General features: G+C 74.3%; 14 protein-coding genes. 5 read left to right on the top strand and 9 right to left on the bottom strand.

The window, feature by feature from the left end; all coding sequences use genetic code 11:
* Positions 1 to 16: 16 nt before the first annotated feature.
* From HJG45_RS11940 to HJG45_RS11930, 3 genes are all read right to left on the bottom strand, one after another.
* Entirely contained in the window at positions 17 to 1,573 is a 1,557-nt protein-coding gene (locus HJG45_RS11940) for a YifB family Mg chelatase-like AAA ATPase (RefSeq protein WP_171612345.1), read from the bottom strand.
* Between the two features lie 79 nt (positions 1,574 to 1,652).
* Entirely contained in the window at positions 1,653 to 2,666 is a 1,014-nt protein-coding gene (locus HJG45_RS11935) for a membrane dipeptidase (protein WP_171612344.1), read from the bottom strand.
* A complete protein-coding gene (locus HJG45_RS11930) occupies positions 2,663 to 3,697 on the bottom strand; it encodes a histone deacetylase family protein (protein WP_171612343.1) in 1,035 nt (344 codons plus the stop codon). Before HJG45_RS11930 ends, HJG45_RS11935 begins: the two co-directional genes overlap by 4 nt.
* 113 nt (positions 3,698 to 3,810) lie before the next feature.
* Between HJG45_RS11930 and HJG45_RS11925 the strand changes: the two genes are divergently transcribed.
* The 3 genes from HJG45_RS11925 to HJG45_RS11915 all read left to right on the top strand — a co-directional run bounded on the left by HJG45_RS11925 (position 3,811) and on the right by HJG45_RS11915 (position 7,146).
* Positions 3,811 to 4,272, top strand: coding sequence for a hypothetical protein (locus tag HJG45_RS11925; protein WP_171612342.1), 462 nt, complete (start codon positions 3,811 to 3,813; stop codon positions 4,270 to 4,272).
* Positions 4,269 to 5,537, top strand: coding sequence for a Zn-dependent hydrolase (locus HJG45_RS11920; RefSeq protein WP_171612341.1), 1,269 nt, complete (start codon positions 4,269 to 4,271; stop codon positions 5,535 to 5,537). Before HJG45_RS11925 ends, HJG45_RS11920 begins: the two co-directional genes overlap by 4 nt.
* 115 nt (positions 5,538 to 5,652) lie before the next feature.
* Entirely contained in the window at positions 5,653 to 7,146 is a 1,494-nt protein-coding gene (locus tag HJG45_RS11915) for a M81 family metallopeptidase (RefSeq protein ID WP_171612340.1), read from the top strand.
* A gap of 247 nt (positions 7,147 to 7,393) precedes the next feature.
* Here the strand turns inward: HJG45_RS11915 and HJG45_RS11910 are convergent, their stop codons facing one another.
* From HJG45_RS11910 to HJG45_RS11895, 4 genes are all read right to left on the bottom strand, one after another.
* The gene (locus HJG45_RS11910; protein ID WP_171612339.1) at positions 7,394 to 7,855 is read right to left on the bottom strand and encodes a hypothetical protein; all 462 of its coding nucleotides are present in this window, start codon (positions 7,853 to 7,855) and stop codon (positions 7,394 to 7,396) included.
* Positions 7,852 to 8,793, bottom strand: coding sequence for a sugar kinase (locus HJG45_RS11905; RefSeq protein ID WP_171612338.1), 942 nt, complete (start codon positions 8,791 to 8,793; stop codon positions 7,852 to 7,854). The genes HJG45_RS11910 and HJG45_RS11905 overlap by 4 nt, the downstream gene beginning before the upstream one ends.
* A 5-nt stretch (positions 8,794 to 8,798) precedes the next feature.
* The gene (locus HJG45_RS11900) at positions 8,799 to 9,428 is read right to left on the bottom strand and encodes a bifunctional 4-hydroxy-2-oxoglutarate aldolase/2-dehydro-3-deoxy-phosphogluconate aldolase (RefSeq protein ID WP_171612337.1); all 630 of its coding nucleotides are present in this window, start codon (positions 9,426 to 9,428) and stop codon (positions 8,799 to 8,801) included.
* A gap of 83 nt (positions 9,429 to 9,511) precedes the next feature.
* Positions 9,512 to 9,808, bottom strand: coding sequence for a hypothetical protein (locus HJG45_RS11895; protein ID WP_171612336.1), 297 nt, complete (start codon positions 9,806 to 9,808; stop codon positions 9,512 to 9,514).
* 286 nt (positions 9,809 to 10,094) lie between these two features.
* Between HJG45_RS11895 and HJG45_RS11890 the strand changes: the two genes are divergently transcribed.
* Positions 10,095 to 11,402, top strand: a complete 1,308-nt coding sequence (locus tag HJG45_RS11890) for a hemolysin family protein (protein ID WP_171612335.1) — start codon at positions 10,095 to 10,097, stop codon at positions 11,400 to 11,402.
* A 74-nt stretch (positions 11,403 to 11,476) separates the two neighbouring features.
* Here the strand turns inward: HJG45_RS11890 and gpt are convergent, their stop codons facing one another.
* Positions 11,477 to 11,959 carry a xanthine phosphoribosyltransferase gene (gene gpt / locus HJG45_RS11885; RefSeq protein ID WP_171612334.1) on the bottom strand — a complete coding sequence of 161 codons (483 nt, stop codon included), beginning with the start codon at positions 11,957 to 11,959 and terminating at the stop codon, positions 11,477 to 11,479.
* A 1-nt stretch (position 11,960) separates the two neighbouring features.
* Positions 11,961 to 12,302, bottom strand: coding sequence for a tRNA-binding protein (locus HJG45_RS11880; protein WP_171612333.1), 342 nt, complete (start codon positions 12,300 to 12,302; stop codon positions 11,961 to 11,963).
* Between the two features lie 162 nt (positions 12,303 to 12,464).
* Here HJG45_RS11880 and HJG45_RS11875 point away from each other — a divergent pair, with 162 nt between their 5' ends.
* The gene (locus HJG45_RS11875; protein WP_254452457.1) at positions 12,465 to 14,090 is read left to right on the top strand and encodes a gamma-glutamyltransferase family protein; all 1,626 of its coding nucleotides are present in this window, start codon (positions 12,465 to 12,467) and stop codon (positions 14,088 to 14,090) included.
* Positions 14,091 to 14,097: the final 7 nt, after the last annotated feature.

The raw sequence follows: 14,097 nt of genomic DNA, 5'->3' as shown, positions 1-14,097 counted from the left end.
GCGGGGCCTCAGGCCATCAGCCCTCGGCGCGGCGCCGCGTCTCGCCCGCGCCGGCCGTCACCCGCGCCCCGCCGCGGTGCCGGAAGGCGAGGGCCTCGGCCACATGCGCCCGCTGCACCGTCGCGCTGCCGGCGAGATCGGCGATGGTGCGGGCCACCCGCAGCGTGCGGGTGAAGCCGCGCGCCGAGAGCCGCAGCCGCTCCGCCGCCTGCTCGGCGAGCAGGCGGGCCGGGGCCTCGGCCTGCAGGCCGTGCTCCAGCGCGCTGCCCTCCGCGGCGGCGTTGCAGCGCGGCCCCTCGGCGCCGTAGCGGGCGCGCTGGCGCTCCCGCGCCGCGGCGATCCGCGCCGCCACCACGGAGGTCGTCTCGCCGGGCGAGGCGCGGGAGAGCTCGGCCGGCGGCACCGGCACCACCTCGATCGCCAGGTCCATCCGGTCGAGCAGCGGGCCGGAGAGGCGCTGCTGGTAGTCCTCGCCGCAGCGCGGGGCGCGGCCGCATTCGCGCGGCGCATCGCCGAGATAGCCGCAGCGGCAGGGATTCATCGCCGCGATGCATTGGAAGCGCGCCGGATAGGTGACGTGATGGTTGGCGCGGCTGATCGTGGCGCGCCCCGTCTCCATCGGCTGGCGCAGGGCTTCCAGCGCCGGACGGGGGAATTCCGGCCATTCGTCGAGGAACAGCACGCCGTGATGCGCCAGGCTGATCTCGCCCGGCCGCGCCCGGTTGCCGCCGCCGATGAGCGCCGCCTGGCTGGCGCTGTGATGCGGCTCGCGGAAGGGCGGGCGGGTGACCAGCCTTCCCTCCCGCAGCATCCCGGCGATGGAGTGGACGAGGCTGACCTCCAGCGCCTCGGCCGGGCTGAGATCCGGGAGCAACCCTGGCAGCCGCGCCGCCAGCATCGACTTGCCGGCGCCGGGTGGGCCGATCATCAGCAGGTTGTGCCCGCCCGCGGCGGCGATCTCGAGCGCCCGCTTGGCGCTTTCCTGCCCCTTCACCTCGGAGAGGCAGGGCCCCTGCCAGGGCGTGGCATCGGCGCGCGGCGGCTCGGGCGGGGTCAGCACCTGGGCGCCGCGGAAATGGTTCATCAGCGCCAGCAGGTCGGGCGCCGCCAGCACCTCGATCCGCCCGGCCCAGGCCGCCTCGCCGCCCTGCGGCGCCGGGCAGATCAGGCCGAGCTCGCGGGCGGAGGCGCCGAGCGCCGCCGGCAGCACGCCGGCCACCGGGTTGATGCCGCCATCCAGCGCCAGCTCGCCGAGGGCGGCATAGCCCGCCAGCTCCTCGCGCGGCAGCACGTCCATGGCGGCGAGGACGGCCAGCGCGATGGGCAGGTCGAGATGGCTGCCCTCCTTGGCGATATCGGCCGGCGCCAGGTTCACCAGCACCCGCTTCGGCGGCAGGGAGAGGCCGAGCCCGGCCAGGGCGGCGCGCACCCGCTCCCGGCTCTCGGCCACCGCCTTGTCGGCCAGGCCCACCACCAGGAAGGCCGGCAGCCCGGTGGCGATCTGCACCTGCACCTCGACCGGCATGGCCTCGATGCCGGCGAAGGCGAAACTGGCGACGCGCGCAATCGTCATGACAGCGGAACATGACGATGAACGCGATCAATGGCAAGCGATCAAGCAACCCTGACGCGAAGCGCGCCGGGCCAGCTCCTTAGCGTGCCACCGCCTCCGCCTGGCGCAGCAGCCGCAGGAAGTTGCCCGACCAGAGCAGGCCGAGCTCGCGCCGGCCATAGCCGCGCCGGAGCAGCGCCGCGCTCAGCCCCGGGCTCTCGGCGGCGTTCTGCCAGCCCTCGACGCCGCCGCCGCCATCGAAGTCGGAGGACAGGCCGACATGCTCGATGCCGATCCGCGTCACCGCATGGTCGACATGATCGGCCATCGCCTCGACGCCGGCCGGGTTCTTCACCCCCTCCGGTACCCGCTGCAGGAAGGCGGGGACGGCGGTGATCTGGGCCAGGCCGCCGACCCGCCGCAGCATGTCGAGCTGTTCGTCGTCGATGCCGCGCGGATGGTCGCAGAGCGCCCGGCAGGCGGTGTGGGTGGCGACGATCGGGGTCGCCGAGAGCTCCGCCGCCTGCATCATGCCGCGCTTCGAGACATGGCTGACATCGACCAGCATGCCGGCCGCGTTCAGCGCCGAGACGGCCTCGCGCCCGAGCGGCGAGAGGCCGCCATGCTCCTCCGGCGCGTCGCCGAGCGGCTGGCGCGGCCGGGCGCTGTCGGCGAGATCGTTGTGACCGTCATGGGTTAGCGTCAGGTAGCAGGCGCCGAGCGCCTTCCAGCGCCGGATGGCGCCGAGGTCATGGCCCATCGCATAGCCGTTCTCGACCGCCGAGAGCACCGCCTGCGCCCCGGCGGCGAAGCAGGCTTCCAGCTCGGCGGCGGTCGCGCAGAAGCGCCGCGCCGCGCCATCGGCCCGGTCGCGGATGTGCCGCAGCATCGCCTCCGCCCGCTCCGCCGCCGCGGCGTGGCCCGCCGCGTCGCGCTTGCCCTGCGGCACATAGGCGATGAAGACGACCGCGTTCAGCCCGCCGCGCGCCATCTTCGGGAAATCGACGCGCATCGTGCCCTCGGCCAGCGGATCGGGCGGCTCCGGCCAGCGGATGTCGACATGGGTGTCGAGGCAGAGCGTGGCGGCATGGATCGCCGCGGCCTCCTCGCTCACCGCTCGCTCCAGCCTGTAAGGAAACGTTGCAGCAGGCTGCCGAGCAGATCGACGTTGTAGCCGCCCTCCTGGATGATGGCGGAGGGCAGGCCGAGCCCGCCGATCGCCGCGCCGGCCCGGGCGAAGCCGTCGGCGGTGACCGAGAGGGCGTTCAGCGGCTCGTGCTCGCTGGCATCGAAGCCGAGCGAGACGACCAGCGCCTCGGCGCCGAAGTCGCGCGCCGCCTGCACGCCGCGCGCCACCGCCTCCAGCCAGGGCCCGTCGCCGCCGCCGATGGCCAGCGGCATGTTGAGGTTGCGCCCCTCGCCAGGGCCGGCGCCCCGCTCGCCGGCATGGCCGACATACCAGGGATAGTAGCGCGAGGGGTCGCCATGCACCGAGACGGTGAGCACCTCGCCGCGCTCCCAGAAGATGCCCTGGGTGCCGTTGCCATGATGGCTGTCGATGTCGAGGGTGGCGACGCGGCGGGCGCCGGCCTTCAGCAGCGCCTCGACCGCGAGGGCGGCGTTGTTGACGTAGCAATGCCCGCCGGCGCGCGCGGCATAGGCATGGTGGCCGGGCGGTCGGCAGAGCGCATAGGCGCTGCGCCCCGCGGCCGCCTCGGCGGCGGCGGCGAGGGCGACGCCTGCGGCCGAGAGGCAGGCCTCCCAGGTGCCGGGGCCGATCGGGCAGGCGGTGTCGGCGGTGTACCAGCCGGCATCGCCGATCACATGGCCGCCGGCCCGGGCGCCGTTGGCGAGCATCTCGGGCGAGGGATGCGCATTCGCCACCACCTCCGGCCCGGCCTCCGGCAGCCCGGCCCAGGCGGCGGCGGCGGTCGCCAGGAACTCGATATAGTCCGGCGTGTGGACGGCGGCGAGCGCGGCCGGCTCGGGCGGGGCGGCGATCTCGGGCGCGATGCCGAGCGCCTGCAGCCCGGCGAGCAGCGAGGCCGCGCGCTCGGGCACCTCAAAATTCGGGCGGACCGTGCCGCGCATGAGGAAGAAGCGCGGCGTGTGCCGGGCCTGGTCGGGATGATGGAAGGCGCGCATGGCGGGGAGGCTAGCAGCGCGCGCAGGCATGTCCATGCGCCGACCGGCCTCCCGCATGGCTGGACAGCCGCCGGGCTCTGGAGTGGAGTCCCGCCTGCCAACACGGAGCCGGCATGATCCTGCCACCCGATCCCGGCGCCCGCTGCGCGCCCCCGGCCTCGGCCGGACCGCGCGCGCCGCGCCGCCATCCCGTCCTCGTCCCGCTCGCCCTGCTGCCGCTGATCGGCTGCAGCATCGCGCCGCCCGCCGCCGAGCCCGATCCGATCGCCGCGGTGCAGCGCCGCGACGGCGAGATCCTGTTGCCGGACCCGGCGCATCTCGCCGGCTGCGTCTCGCAGCAGGTGCCTCTGACCGAGGTGGTGCTGCGGCGCGACGGCGCCATGGTGCAGCCGGTGCCCGGCGCCGCGGCTCCCGCCGGCCCGCCGGACTACGCGCTCGTGATCGAGCAGCGGCCGCGGGCGCCGATGGCCTGGCACCTGCTGCTCGCCCGGACCGGGCCGGTGCCCGAGGCGGCGGCGCAGGGCCTCGACCAGGCGCTCGGCGACTGCATCACCCGGCTGGGGAAGGTCGGATGACCGGGCCCGTCGCGCACAACCTGCCGCTCTCGGGCGAGAGGCTCTGGGACAGCCTGATGCAGATGGCGAGGATCGGCGCCACGCCGAAGGGCGGCAACAACCGCCAGACCCTGACCGATGCCGATGCCGAGGGCCGCGCCCTGCTGCAATGCTGGGGCGAGGCCTGCGGGCTGACGCTCACCGTCGACCGGCTCGGCAACATGGTCTTCCGGCGCGAGGGGCGCGATCCCTCGCGCCCGCCGGTCGCCATCGGCAGCCATCTCGACACCCAGCCGACGGGCGGCAAGTTCGACGGCGTGCTCGGCGTCCTGGCCGGACTCGAGCTGATGCGGGCGCTGCACGAGGCGGGCGCGGAGACCGAGGCGCCGCTGCTGCTCGTCAACTGGACCAATGAGGAGGGCGCCCGCTTCTCCCCGCCGATGCTGGGCAGCGGCGCCGCCATGGGCCTCTTCACCGAGGCGGAGGTGCTGGCGAAGCGCGCGCAGGACGGCGCCGTCTTCGGCGAGGAGCTGCGCCGCATCGGCTGGCAGGGTAGCGCCGATCCCGCCGCGCTGCAGCAGGTCGGCGCCTATCTTGAGCTGCATATCGAGCAGGGCCGGCTGCTCGAGGATGCGGGCCTCGATGTCGGCATCGTCACCCATGCGCTGGCGCAGCACTGGTTCGAGGTGGTGGTCGAGGGGGAGGATGCGCATGGTGGCTCGCCCATGGCCGGGCGGCGGGACGCGATGATGGCGGCGGCGCCGCTGATCGCCGCGGTGGAGGAGATCGCGCTCGCCACGGTTTCGCCCGCCGGCGAGCCCGGCCGCGGCACGGTCGGCGTGGTCGAGGTGCATCCCTCCTCGCGCAACGTCGCGCCGGGCCGCGTCTTCTTCAGCGTCGATTTCCGCCACAGCGACCCCGAGGCGCTGGCCCGGATGGGCGAGGCGCTGACAGCGCGCGCGGCGGAGATCGCCCTGGCGCGCAAGGTCACGGCCACCGTCACGCCCTTCTGGTACTCGCCGCACACGCCCTTCGACCCGGCGCTGGTGGCGCGGGCGCGCGAGGCCGCCATCGCCCGCGGCCTCGCCTGGCAGGAGATGCCGACCGCGATCGGCCACGACGCGGTCTACATGGCGCGCAAGGTGCCGACGGTGATGGTCTTCTGCCCCTGCCATGGCGGGCTCAGCCACAACGAGGCGGAGAGCATCACGCCGGATTGGGCGACGGCCGGCATGCAGGTGCTGGCGGATGCGGCGCTGGCCACAGCGGGCCTCGTCCGCCGCTGACCCCGGCGCCGGCCATGCAGCGCCGGCCGGGAGCGTGATCGAGACAGAAGGCGTGCCCCCCCCCGCCGGCAGGCGGAGCGGGCCATCGCGGCGCGCCCAGCCAGGGACAGACAGGATGCGCATCGCCATCGGCGGTTTCCAGCATGAGAGCCATTCCTTCGCGCCGCTGCCGACCGGCTGGGGCGAGTTCCTGCGGCCGGGCGGCTTTCCCGGCCTGCAGCGCCCGGCGACCCTGATCGAGACGCTGCGCCCGACCTCGGTGCCCTGCGCCGGCGCCATGGAGGCGCTGGAGGCGTCCGGGGCCGAGCTGGTGCCGCTCACCTGGTGCTTCGCCAACCCGGCCGGGCCGGTCAGCGCCGAGGCCTTCGAGCGCATCGCGGCGCTGCTGCTCGCCGCGCTCTCCGATGCGCTGGAGGCAGGGCCGCTGGATGGCGTCTATCTCGAGCTGCACGGCGCCATGGTGGCGGTCGGCTACGACGATGCCGAGGGCGAGCTGCTGCGGCGCCTGCGCGCCGTGGTCGGGCCGGAGCTGCCGGTGACGGTGAGCCTCGACCCGCATGCCAACATGACGCGGGAGATGGTGGCGCTCGCCGATACGCTGGTGCCCTACCGCACCTACCCGCATGTGGACATGAAGCCGGCCGGGGCGCAGGCGGCGCGGCTGCTGCTCGAGCGCATCCGCCGCGGCCGGCCCTGGGCGCGGGCCTTCGCCGAGATCGACTACCTGATCCCGCTCACCGCGCAATGCACCCTGGTACCGCCGATGGCGACCGCCTTCGCTGAGCGGGAGCGGCTGGCGGCGCGGCCCGGCATCGCCGAGCTCGCCTTCTGCTTCGGCTTTCCCTATGCCGATTTCCCCGGCTGCGGCGCGGCCATCGCGGCTTATGCCGACAGCGCCGAGGCGGCCGAGGCCGCGGTCGCCGGCCTGCGCGACTGGTTCGCCGCGCATGAGCCGGATTTCGCCGGCGGCGTGGCGACGGCCGAGGCTGGCGTCGCAGAGGCGATCCGCCTCTCGCGCGGCGCGACGCGGCCCGTGGTCCTCGCCGACACGCAGGACAATCCCGGCGGCGGCGGCCATGGCGACACCACCGGCCTGCTGGCCGAGCTGATCCGCCAGGGGGCCGAGGGCGCCGTGCTCGGGCTGATCAACGATGCCGAGAGCGCCGCCGCCTGCCATGCGGCGGGGCTGGGCGCCACCCTGCCGCTCTCGCTCGGCGGCCGGAGCGACGGCGCGCCGCTCGCGGTGACGGCGGTAGTGGAGGCGCTGACCGACGGGCGCTTCACCGCGACCGGGCCGATGTCGCGCGGCAATCCGGCCGATCTCGGCCCGACGGCTCTGATCCGCGTCGCGCCGGGGGTGCGGGTGATCGTGGTGACGCGGAAGACGCAGGCGCTCGACCAAGCGCTCTTCACCCATATCGGCATCGAGCCGGCGGCGCAGAAGATCGTCGCGCTGAAGTCGAGCGTGCATTTCCGGGCGCATTTCCAGCCGATCGCCGAGCAGGTGATCGTGGTGGCGGCGCCCGGCCCGGTGGTGGCCGATCCCGCCGTGCTGCCCTTCACCCGGCTGCGTCCCGGTCTGCGGCTGCGGCCGGGCGCCAATCGCTGAGGCTGCCTGACCCCTGAAGCGCCTGTCAGAACCGTCGCTGCCCGCTGCCCTGCCGCGGCTTCGCCGCGGCAGGCGGTGACGGTTCTTGGACAGGGGGGGCCTTCAGGGCCCCCGCAATGCCGCGACGCGGCTTCGTGGGGAGGTGTAGAGCGTGATCGCTTGAGGCGGACTCACCGAACAGCGTGACTCACGCGATCAAGCAACGGCCTGGACCATGATCCGCGACCCTGTGTGAGCGGATCATGGTCTAGCCGGCGCGCCGCTGCACCGCCTCGGCCTGGCCGATCAGCGTATCGCCCTCGGGGCCGGTGAGGCGGCCGTCGAGTTCGCGCACCGTGCCGCGCCGCGCATCGCACCACTCCTCCCGCTCGGTCTTGCGGGTGCGGTTGTCGAAGCGTGGCGGCGCCATGCCGCGGAGGAAGGCGTCGCGGGCCGTGGTGCCGCCCTGCGACTGCTTCCAGGCGATCGCCGCCACCTCGATCCGCGCCGCGCGGTCCTGCGCCGTCTGGGAGAGCGGGACGCTGCAGAGATGCGCCGCGCGGACCAGCATGCCGATGCCCGAGGCGCGCGCCGTGAAGGCCTCGGCATCCGGCTCGGGTGCCGCCGGCAGGCCGAACCCGGCGCAGGCGGCGAGCAGCGGCAGGGCGGCGGCGGGCAGCCAGCGGCGGCGGCGGCGGCCGGGCTGCGGATCGGGGTGCCGATGCATCATGCCGCCGTCGCCGCCTTCGCCATGAGGGCCCGCACCGCCTCCGGTCGCGGCAGCGGCGCCACCGCGCCATAGCCGGTCGTGGCCAGCGCCGCGCAGGCATTGGCATAGCGCGCCGCGGCGAGGGCGTCGTCGCCGGCCAGCAGCCGGGCCAGCAAGGCGCCGGCGAAGGCGTCCCCGGCGCCGGTCGCATCCACCGCCGCCACCCGGTGCGGCGGGATGCGGATGCGCTCCGCCCCCGGGCGCGCGAGCAGGACCCCCTCCTTGCCCAGCTTCAGCAGCACCAACGGGCAGCCGAGGCCGAGATAGAAATCGGCGATCGCCTCCGGCTCGGTCAGCCCGGTCAGCGCCGTGGCGTCGTCGAGCGAGGGCAGGGCGATGTCGGCCTGGGCGATGGCGGCGTGGATCACCGCCGCGGCGCGCGCCGCGGGCCAGAGCGAGGCGCGCAGGTTGGTGTCGTAGGAGAGCTTCACCCCGGCCGATTTGGCGACGGCGATGGCGTGGAAGACGGCGTCGCAGGCGCTGGTTGAGATCGCCTGGCTGATGCCGGAGACGTGCAGGATGCGGGCCTGGCGGATCGCCGCCTCCGGCACGTCGCGCGGGGCGTAGCGGCTGGCGGCGCTGTTGCTGCGGTAGAAGGTGAAGGCGTGGCCGCGCGCATCGTGCGTCACGACATAGAGGCCGGTCGGCGCCTCCGGATCGCGGCGGACGGTCGCGGCATCCACGCCCTCGGCCGCCCAGAGCCGCTCGAAGCTCTCGCCCGGCCGGTCCTGGCCGATGGCCGTGACATAGCCGACGCTGGCCCCCTGCCGGGCGGCGCAGATCGCGGCATTGCTGGTGTCGCCGCCATGCCCCTCGAGATAGAGCACCCGGCCGTCCGGCCCGGGCGGCTGGGCGTTGAGTTCCAGCATGGGCTCGCCCATGCAGAGCAGGTCCGGCATGGCGGTCAGGCCTGCATCAGGCCGAGCGCCTCGCGCGCCGCCCGCTGGATCGCCGCCTTGTCTCCGGCGGCGATGCGCGCCTCGTCCACCAGCTTGCCGCCGATGCCGACGAAGGCGGCGCCGGCCGCGAGATAGTCCGGCGCGTTCCGGGCATCGACGCCGCCGGTCGGGCAGAACACCGCCTGCGGGAAGACCGCGCGCAGCGCCTTCACGTGCCCCGGCCCGCCGGCCGAGCTCGCCGGGAAGATCTTCACCACATCGGCGCCGGCGGCGAGCGCGGCGCGGATCTCTGTCGGCGTCATCGCGCCGGGCATGGCGCAGGCGCCGCCGGCGCGGGCGATGGCGATCACCGCCGGATCGGTCCAGGGGGTGACGAGGAAGCGCGCCCCGGCCTGCAGGCAGGCCTCGGCCGCCCGGGCATCCGGCACGGTGCCGGCGCCGACCAGCAGGCCGGGTTCGGCCGCCATCTCGCGGATCAGCGGCAGGGCGTCGGGGATGGTCAGGGTGATCTCGAGGATCGACATCCCCGCCTCGCGCAGCCAGGCGCAGGCGGTCGCGGCGAGCTGCGCCGTCGAGGTGCGGATCACGGGCACCACGCGGGCCCGGCGCAGGTCGGGGATCAGCGGATGGGTCATGGCGTGCCTCCCTGCCGTCCATCCTGCGGCCAAGCGCGGTGCGGAGCCAGGGGGGGCCGCCGGCACCGCCCGCGACGGGCGGCTCAGCCCGCCGGGCCGCCGAGCCAGGCCGTCGCCTGGCGCTCGAGCTGGCGCGCCTCGGCGCCGGCCGCCTCGGCCGCCCCGGCGGCGGCGGCCAGCTCGGAGCGGTAGCGGCCGACCGACTGGTCGAGCCCATCGATGCTGCCGGCGACGTCCCGCAGCGCGGCGCGCCAGGCGGCGATCTCGGCATCCTGCGTCTGCAGCGCCGCCTCGAGCGAGCGCAGGGCGAGTCGCAGGCGGTCCTCCGCCCGGGCCGGGAAGGCCAGGATGCAGGCCTCGGTCATGCGGGCCTCGGTCATGCGGCGGCTCCTTCCGGGACTGTCTCAAAAACCATGACGAATGTCATAACGATCTTGGGCCGATGCCGAAGCCACAAGCCCGTCAGCCGGCCCTGCCGGCCGATCAAGCGGATGCGCGCGCCGGCCGCCGCGGCGACAGCGCATCGCAGTCCGGTCGGGACGGAGACGCGCTGTAGCTTCTTGATTTCGGAGCAGATTCACGCCTCCGGGCCTCCCGGCCCTCCGACGATCTGCTCTATCGCCCCGGGGAGGGGCGGCGTAGAAGCCGGGCGGAAGCGGGGCATCGATGGGCGTCTGGTTCGAGATCGGGATCATCCTGCTGCTGGTCGTGCTGAACGGCGCCTTCGCGCTGAGCGAGCTGGCGATCGTCTCGGCCCGCCGGGTGCGGCTGATCGCGATGCAGCGCCGTGGCAGCCCGGGCGCCGCGGCGGCCCTCGCCTTGGCCGAGGACCCGCAGCGCTTCCTGCCGACGGTGCAGATCGGCATCAGCCTGGTCGGCATCCTCGCCGGCGTCTTCGGCGGCGCGCAGCTCGCCGGGCCGCTCGGCGAGGCGCTGCGGGAAATCCCGGGCATCGCCCCCTTCGCCAACGAGGCCGGCTTCGCCCTGGTGGTGGTCGCCATCGCCTATGCCAACCTGATCCTCGGCGAGCTGGTGCCGAAGCAGCTCGCGCTCCGCGACCCGGAGCGCTACGCCGTCGCCGTGGCGCGGCCGATGGCCTTCCTCGCCCGCGTCACCGGGCCGATCGTCTGGGTGCTCTCGCGGTCCTCCGCGCTGGTCCTCCGCCTGTTCGGCGCGCACCGGCCGCAGGAGCAGTCGGTGACCGAGGAGGAGGTCAAGGCCGTCGTCGCCGAGGGCGCCGAGGCGGGCGCCCTTGAGCATGAGGAGCGCCACATGATCGAGCGGGTGCTGCGGCTGGCCGACAAGCCGGTGCGGGCGCTGATGACCCCGCGCAACGACGTCGCCTGGATCGACCGCCACGCCTCGCCCGAGGATATCCGCGCGGCGCTGCGGACGCAGGACGTGAACCGCTTCGTCGTCGCCGACCGGCGGATCGACAACGTGGTCGGCGTGGTGGCGGCGAAGGACCTGCTGGACCAGACGCTGGACGGCGCGCCGCTCTCCATCGCCCGGGCGCAGCGCCAGGCCCTGGTGCTGCCCGACAGCCTGCCGGCGATCGACGCGCTGGAGCGCATGCGGCACGACCCGGTCGGCATCGCGCTGGTGCTCGACGAATACGGCAGCTTCGAGGGGGTGGTGACCACCGCCGACCTGCTGGAGGCGATCGTCGGCGAGCTCGGCCCGCAGGAGGAGCCGGTGCAGCCGGGCGAGACGGTGACGCGCGCCGATGGCAGCCTGCTGCTCGACGGCATGATGCCGAGCGACGAGCTCCGGGCGCAGCTCGACCTGCCGGAGCTGCCCTATCACGGCACCTATCACACGGTGGCGGGGCTGATGCTGGCGCTGCTGCGGCGGGTGCCGCGGGAGGGCGACCGGATCGTCTGGGCGGGCTGGCGCTTCGAGATCCTCGACATGGATGGCCGCCGGGTGGACAAGGTCCTGGCCAGCCGCGACGAGGCGGCGCCCGTCGCCTGAGCCGCGGCCGATCCCGAAGTCGTTGTTTGATCGCGCGATCCACGCCTTCGGTGAGTCCGCCTCAGGATCGCGCTCTACCGCTGCCCGCTGCGGGCGATGGGCGCGACGAACTGCGCCTCGGTGTCCCAGGGGAAGAGGATCCAGGTGTCCTGGCTCACCTCGGTGATGAAGGTGTCGACCAGCGGCCGGCCCTTCGGCTTGGCATAGACCGTGGCGAAATGCGCCTTGGGCAGCAGCGCCCGCACCACCCGCGCCGTGGTGCCGGTATCGACCAGGTCGTCCACGATCAGCCAGCCCTCGCCGGCCTCGGCGATGGCCGCGGCCGGCGGCTTCACCACCGCCGGCTGGCCGCGCTGCTCCTCGTTGTAGGTGACGACCGAGACCGTCTCGATCAGCCGCGCCTCCAGCTCGCGGGCGACGATCGCCGCCGGGATCAGCCCGCCGCGGGTGATGGCGACGATGCCGCGGAAGGGGCCGCGCTCGATCAGCCGCCAGGCCAGCGCCTTGCTGTCGCGGTGCAGCTGGTCCCAGCTCACCGTGTAGTAGCGCTCGGCCATCCTAGAACATCCTGCCGCCGTCGGGGACCTTGAGGTCGGGGCGGATGAGCACCACCGCGCCGTTCTCGTCCGGCAGGCCGAGCACCAGCACCTCGCTGAGGAAGGACCCGATCCGGCGCGGCGGCAGGTTCACCACGCCGAGCACCTGCCGGCCGATGAGCCGGTCGCAGGCATAGTGCACGGTGATCTGGGCCGAGGACTGCTTCACGCCGAGCGGCGCGCCGAAATCCACCCAGAGCTGGTAGGCGGGCTTGCGCGCCTCGGGGAAGGGCCGGGCATCGACGATGGTGCCGACCCGGATCTCGACCTGCTCGAAGGCGTCAATGCCGATCGTGTCCGCCATGATGGCGGCATAGACCTTCGGCCCCGTCCAGGGAAGGGCCTCGGCGCCAGAGGTCGGGTTGCCGGCGGCGCGGGTGCGTGCGAGAGGATTGCGCCCGGCAGGGCGGCCGTCGCGGCCTCCCGGCGCCGGGACCCAGTGCACCGGGGTCCCCGGGCGCAGCGAATGGACGATCCGATGAAGCGCGATTTCCACGCCCCCGGCCGCAGCGCCGTCTACGGCACCGCCGGCATGGCCGCGACCTCCATGCCGATCGCGACCTTCACCGCGCTCGAGGTGCTGCGGGGCGGCGGCAACGCGCTCGACGCCGCCATCGCCGCCGCCGCCGTGCTGGCGGTGGTGGAGCCGCAGAGCACCGGCATCGGCGGCGACTGCTTCTGCCTCTATGCCCCGGCCGGCAGCGGCAAGGTCGTCGCCATCAACGGCAGCGGCCGGGCGCCGGCCGCCGCGACGCCCGAGGCGCTGCGGGCGGCGGGCACCGACCGGCTGGTCAACACCTCGCCGCATGTGGTGACCATCCCCGGCGCCGTCTCGGCCTGGGAGCTGCTGAACCGCACCCATGGCCGCAAGCCGCTCGGCGAGCTGCTGCAGCCGGCGATCCGCTGCGCCGAGGAGGGCTGGCCGGTGCATGCCCGCGTCGCGCTCGACTGGCGCGACGCCGCCGGCAAGCTGCGCGGCAACCCGGCCTCGGCCCGGCATTTCCTGGTCGATGGCGAGGCGCCCGGCATCGGCCACCGCTTCCGGCAGCCGGCGCTCGGCCGGACGCTCCGCGCCATCGCGGCGAAGGGCGCGCGCGCCTTCTACGAGGGCGAGATCGCGGCCGACATGGTGGCGAGCCTGCGGGCCCTCGGCGGGTTGCACACCGAGGAGGATTTCCACCGCGGCCTGACCGGCGCCGAATTCGTCGAGCCGATCAAGGCCTCCTGGCGCGGCCTGGAGGTCTATCAGTGCCCGCCGAACGGCAGCGGCCTGCACGTGCTGCAGATCCTCGGCATCCTCGGCGGGATGGAGACGCCGGAGCAGGGGCCGCTCAGCGCCGAGCGCTACCACCGGCATATCGAGGCGGCGCGCCTCGTCTACCGCGACCGCGACGCCTTCCTCGCCGATCCGGCGCAGGTCGATGTGCCGGTGGCGCGGCTGACCGACCCGGCCTACCTGGCGCGGCTGCGCGGCCTGATCCGCGACGACCGGGCGATGCCGGAGATGCCGCCGGCCGGCGAGTCCGACTGGGCCCGGCACAAGGACACGGTCTATCTCTGCGTGGTGGACGGGGAGGGCAATGCCTGCTCCTTCATCAACAGCCTGTTCCAGAGCTTCGGCTCCGGCATCCTGGCCGAGGGCTCGGGGGTGATGCTGCACAATCGCGGCTTCGGCTTCCGGCTGCAGGAGGGGCACCCAAACTGCATCGCCCCCAACAAGCGGCCGATGCACACCATCATCCCCGGCATGGTGATGAAGAATGGCGAGGCGATCATGCCCTATGGCGTGATGGGCGGGCATTTCCAGCCCATGGGCCAGACCCTCTTCCTCGCCAACCATTTCGAGTTCGGCCTCGACGTGCAGGAGGCGCTGGACTGCCCGCGCCTCTTCCCCGCCCCCGGCGCCGGCCCGGTCGAGGTGGAGCGTGGCGTGCCGGGCGCGGTGATCGACCGGCTCGCGCGGCTCGGCCATCCGGTGCAACTGGTGGAGAAGCCGCATGGCGGCGGCCAGGCGATCCTGATCGACCGCAAGGCGGGGGTGCTGATCGGCGGCAGCGATCCGCGCAAGGATGGCTGCGCCCTCGGCTTCTGAGGCCGCC

The sequence above is a fragment of the Roseicella sp. DB1501 genome (genome assembly GCF_013112485.1).
Lineage (GTDB): Bacteria > Pseudomonadota > Alphaproteobacteria > Acetobacterales > Acetobacteraceae > Paracraurococcus.
The sequence above is the reverse complement of the archived record's forward strand: the minus strand, read 5'-3'. Positions and strand labels throughout refer to the sequence as shown.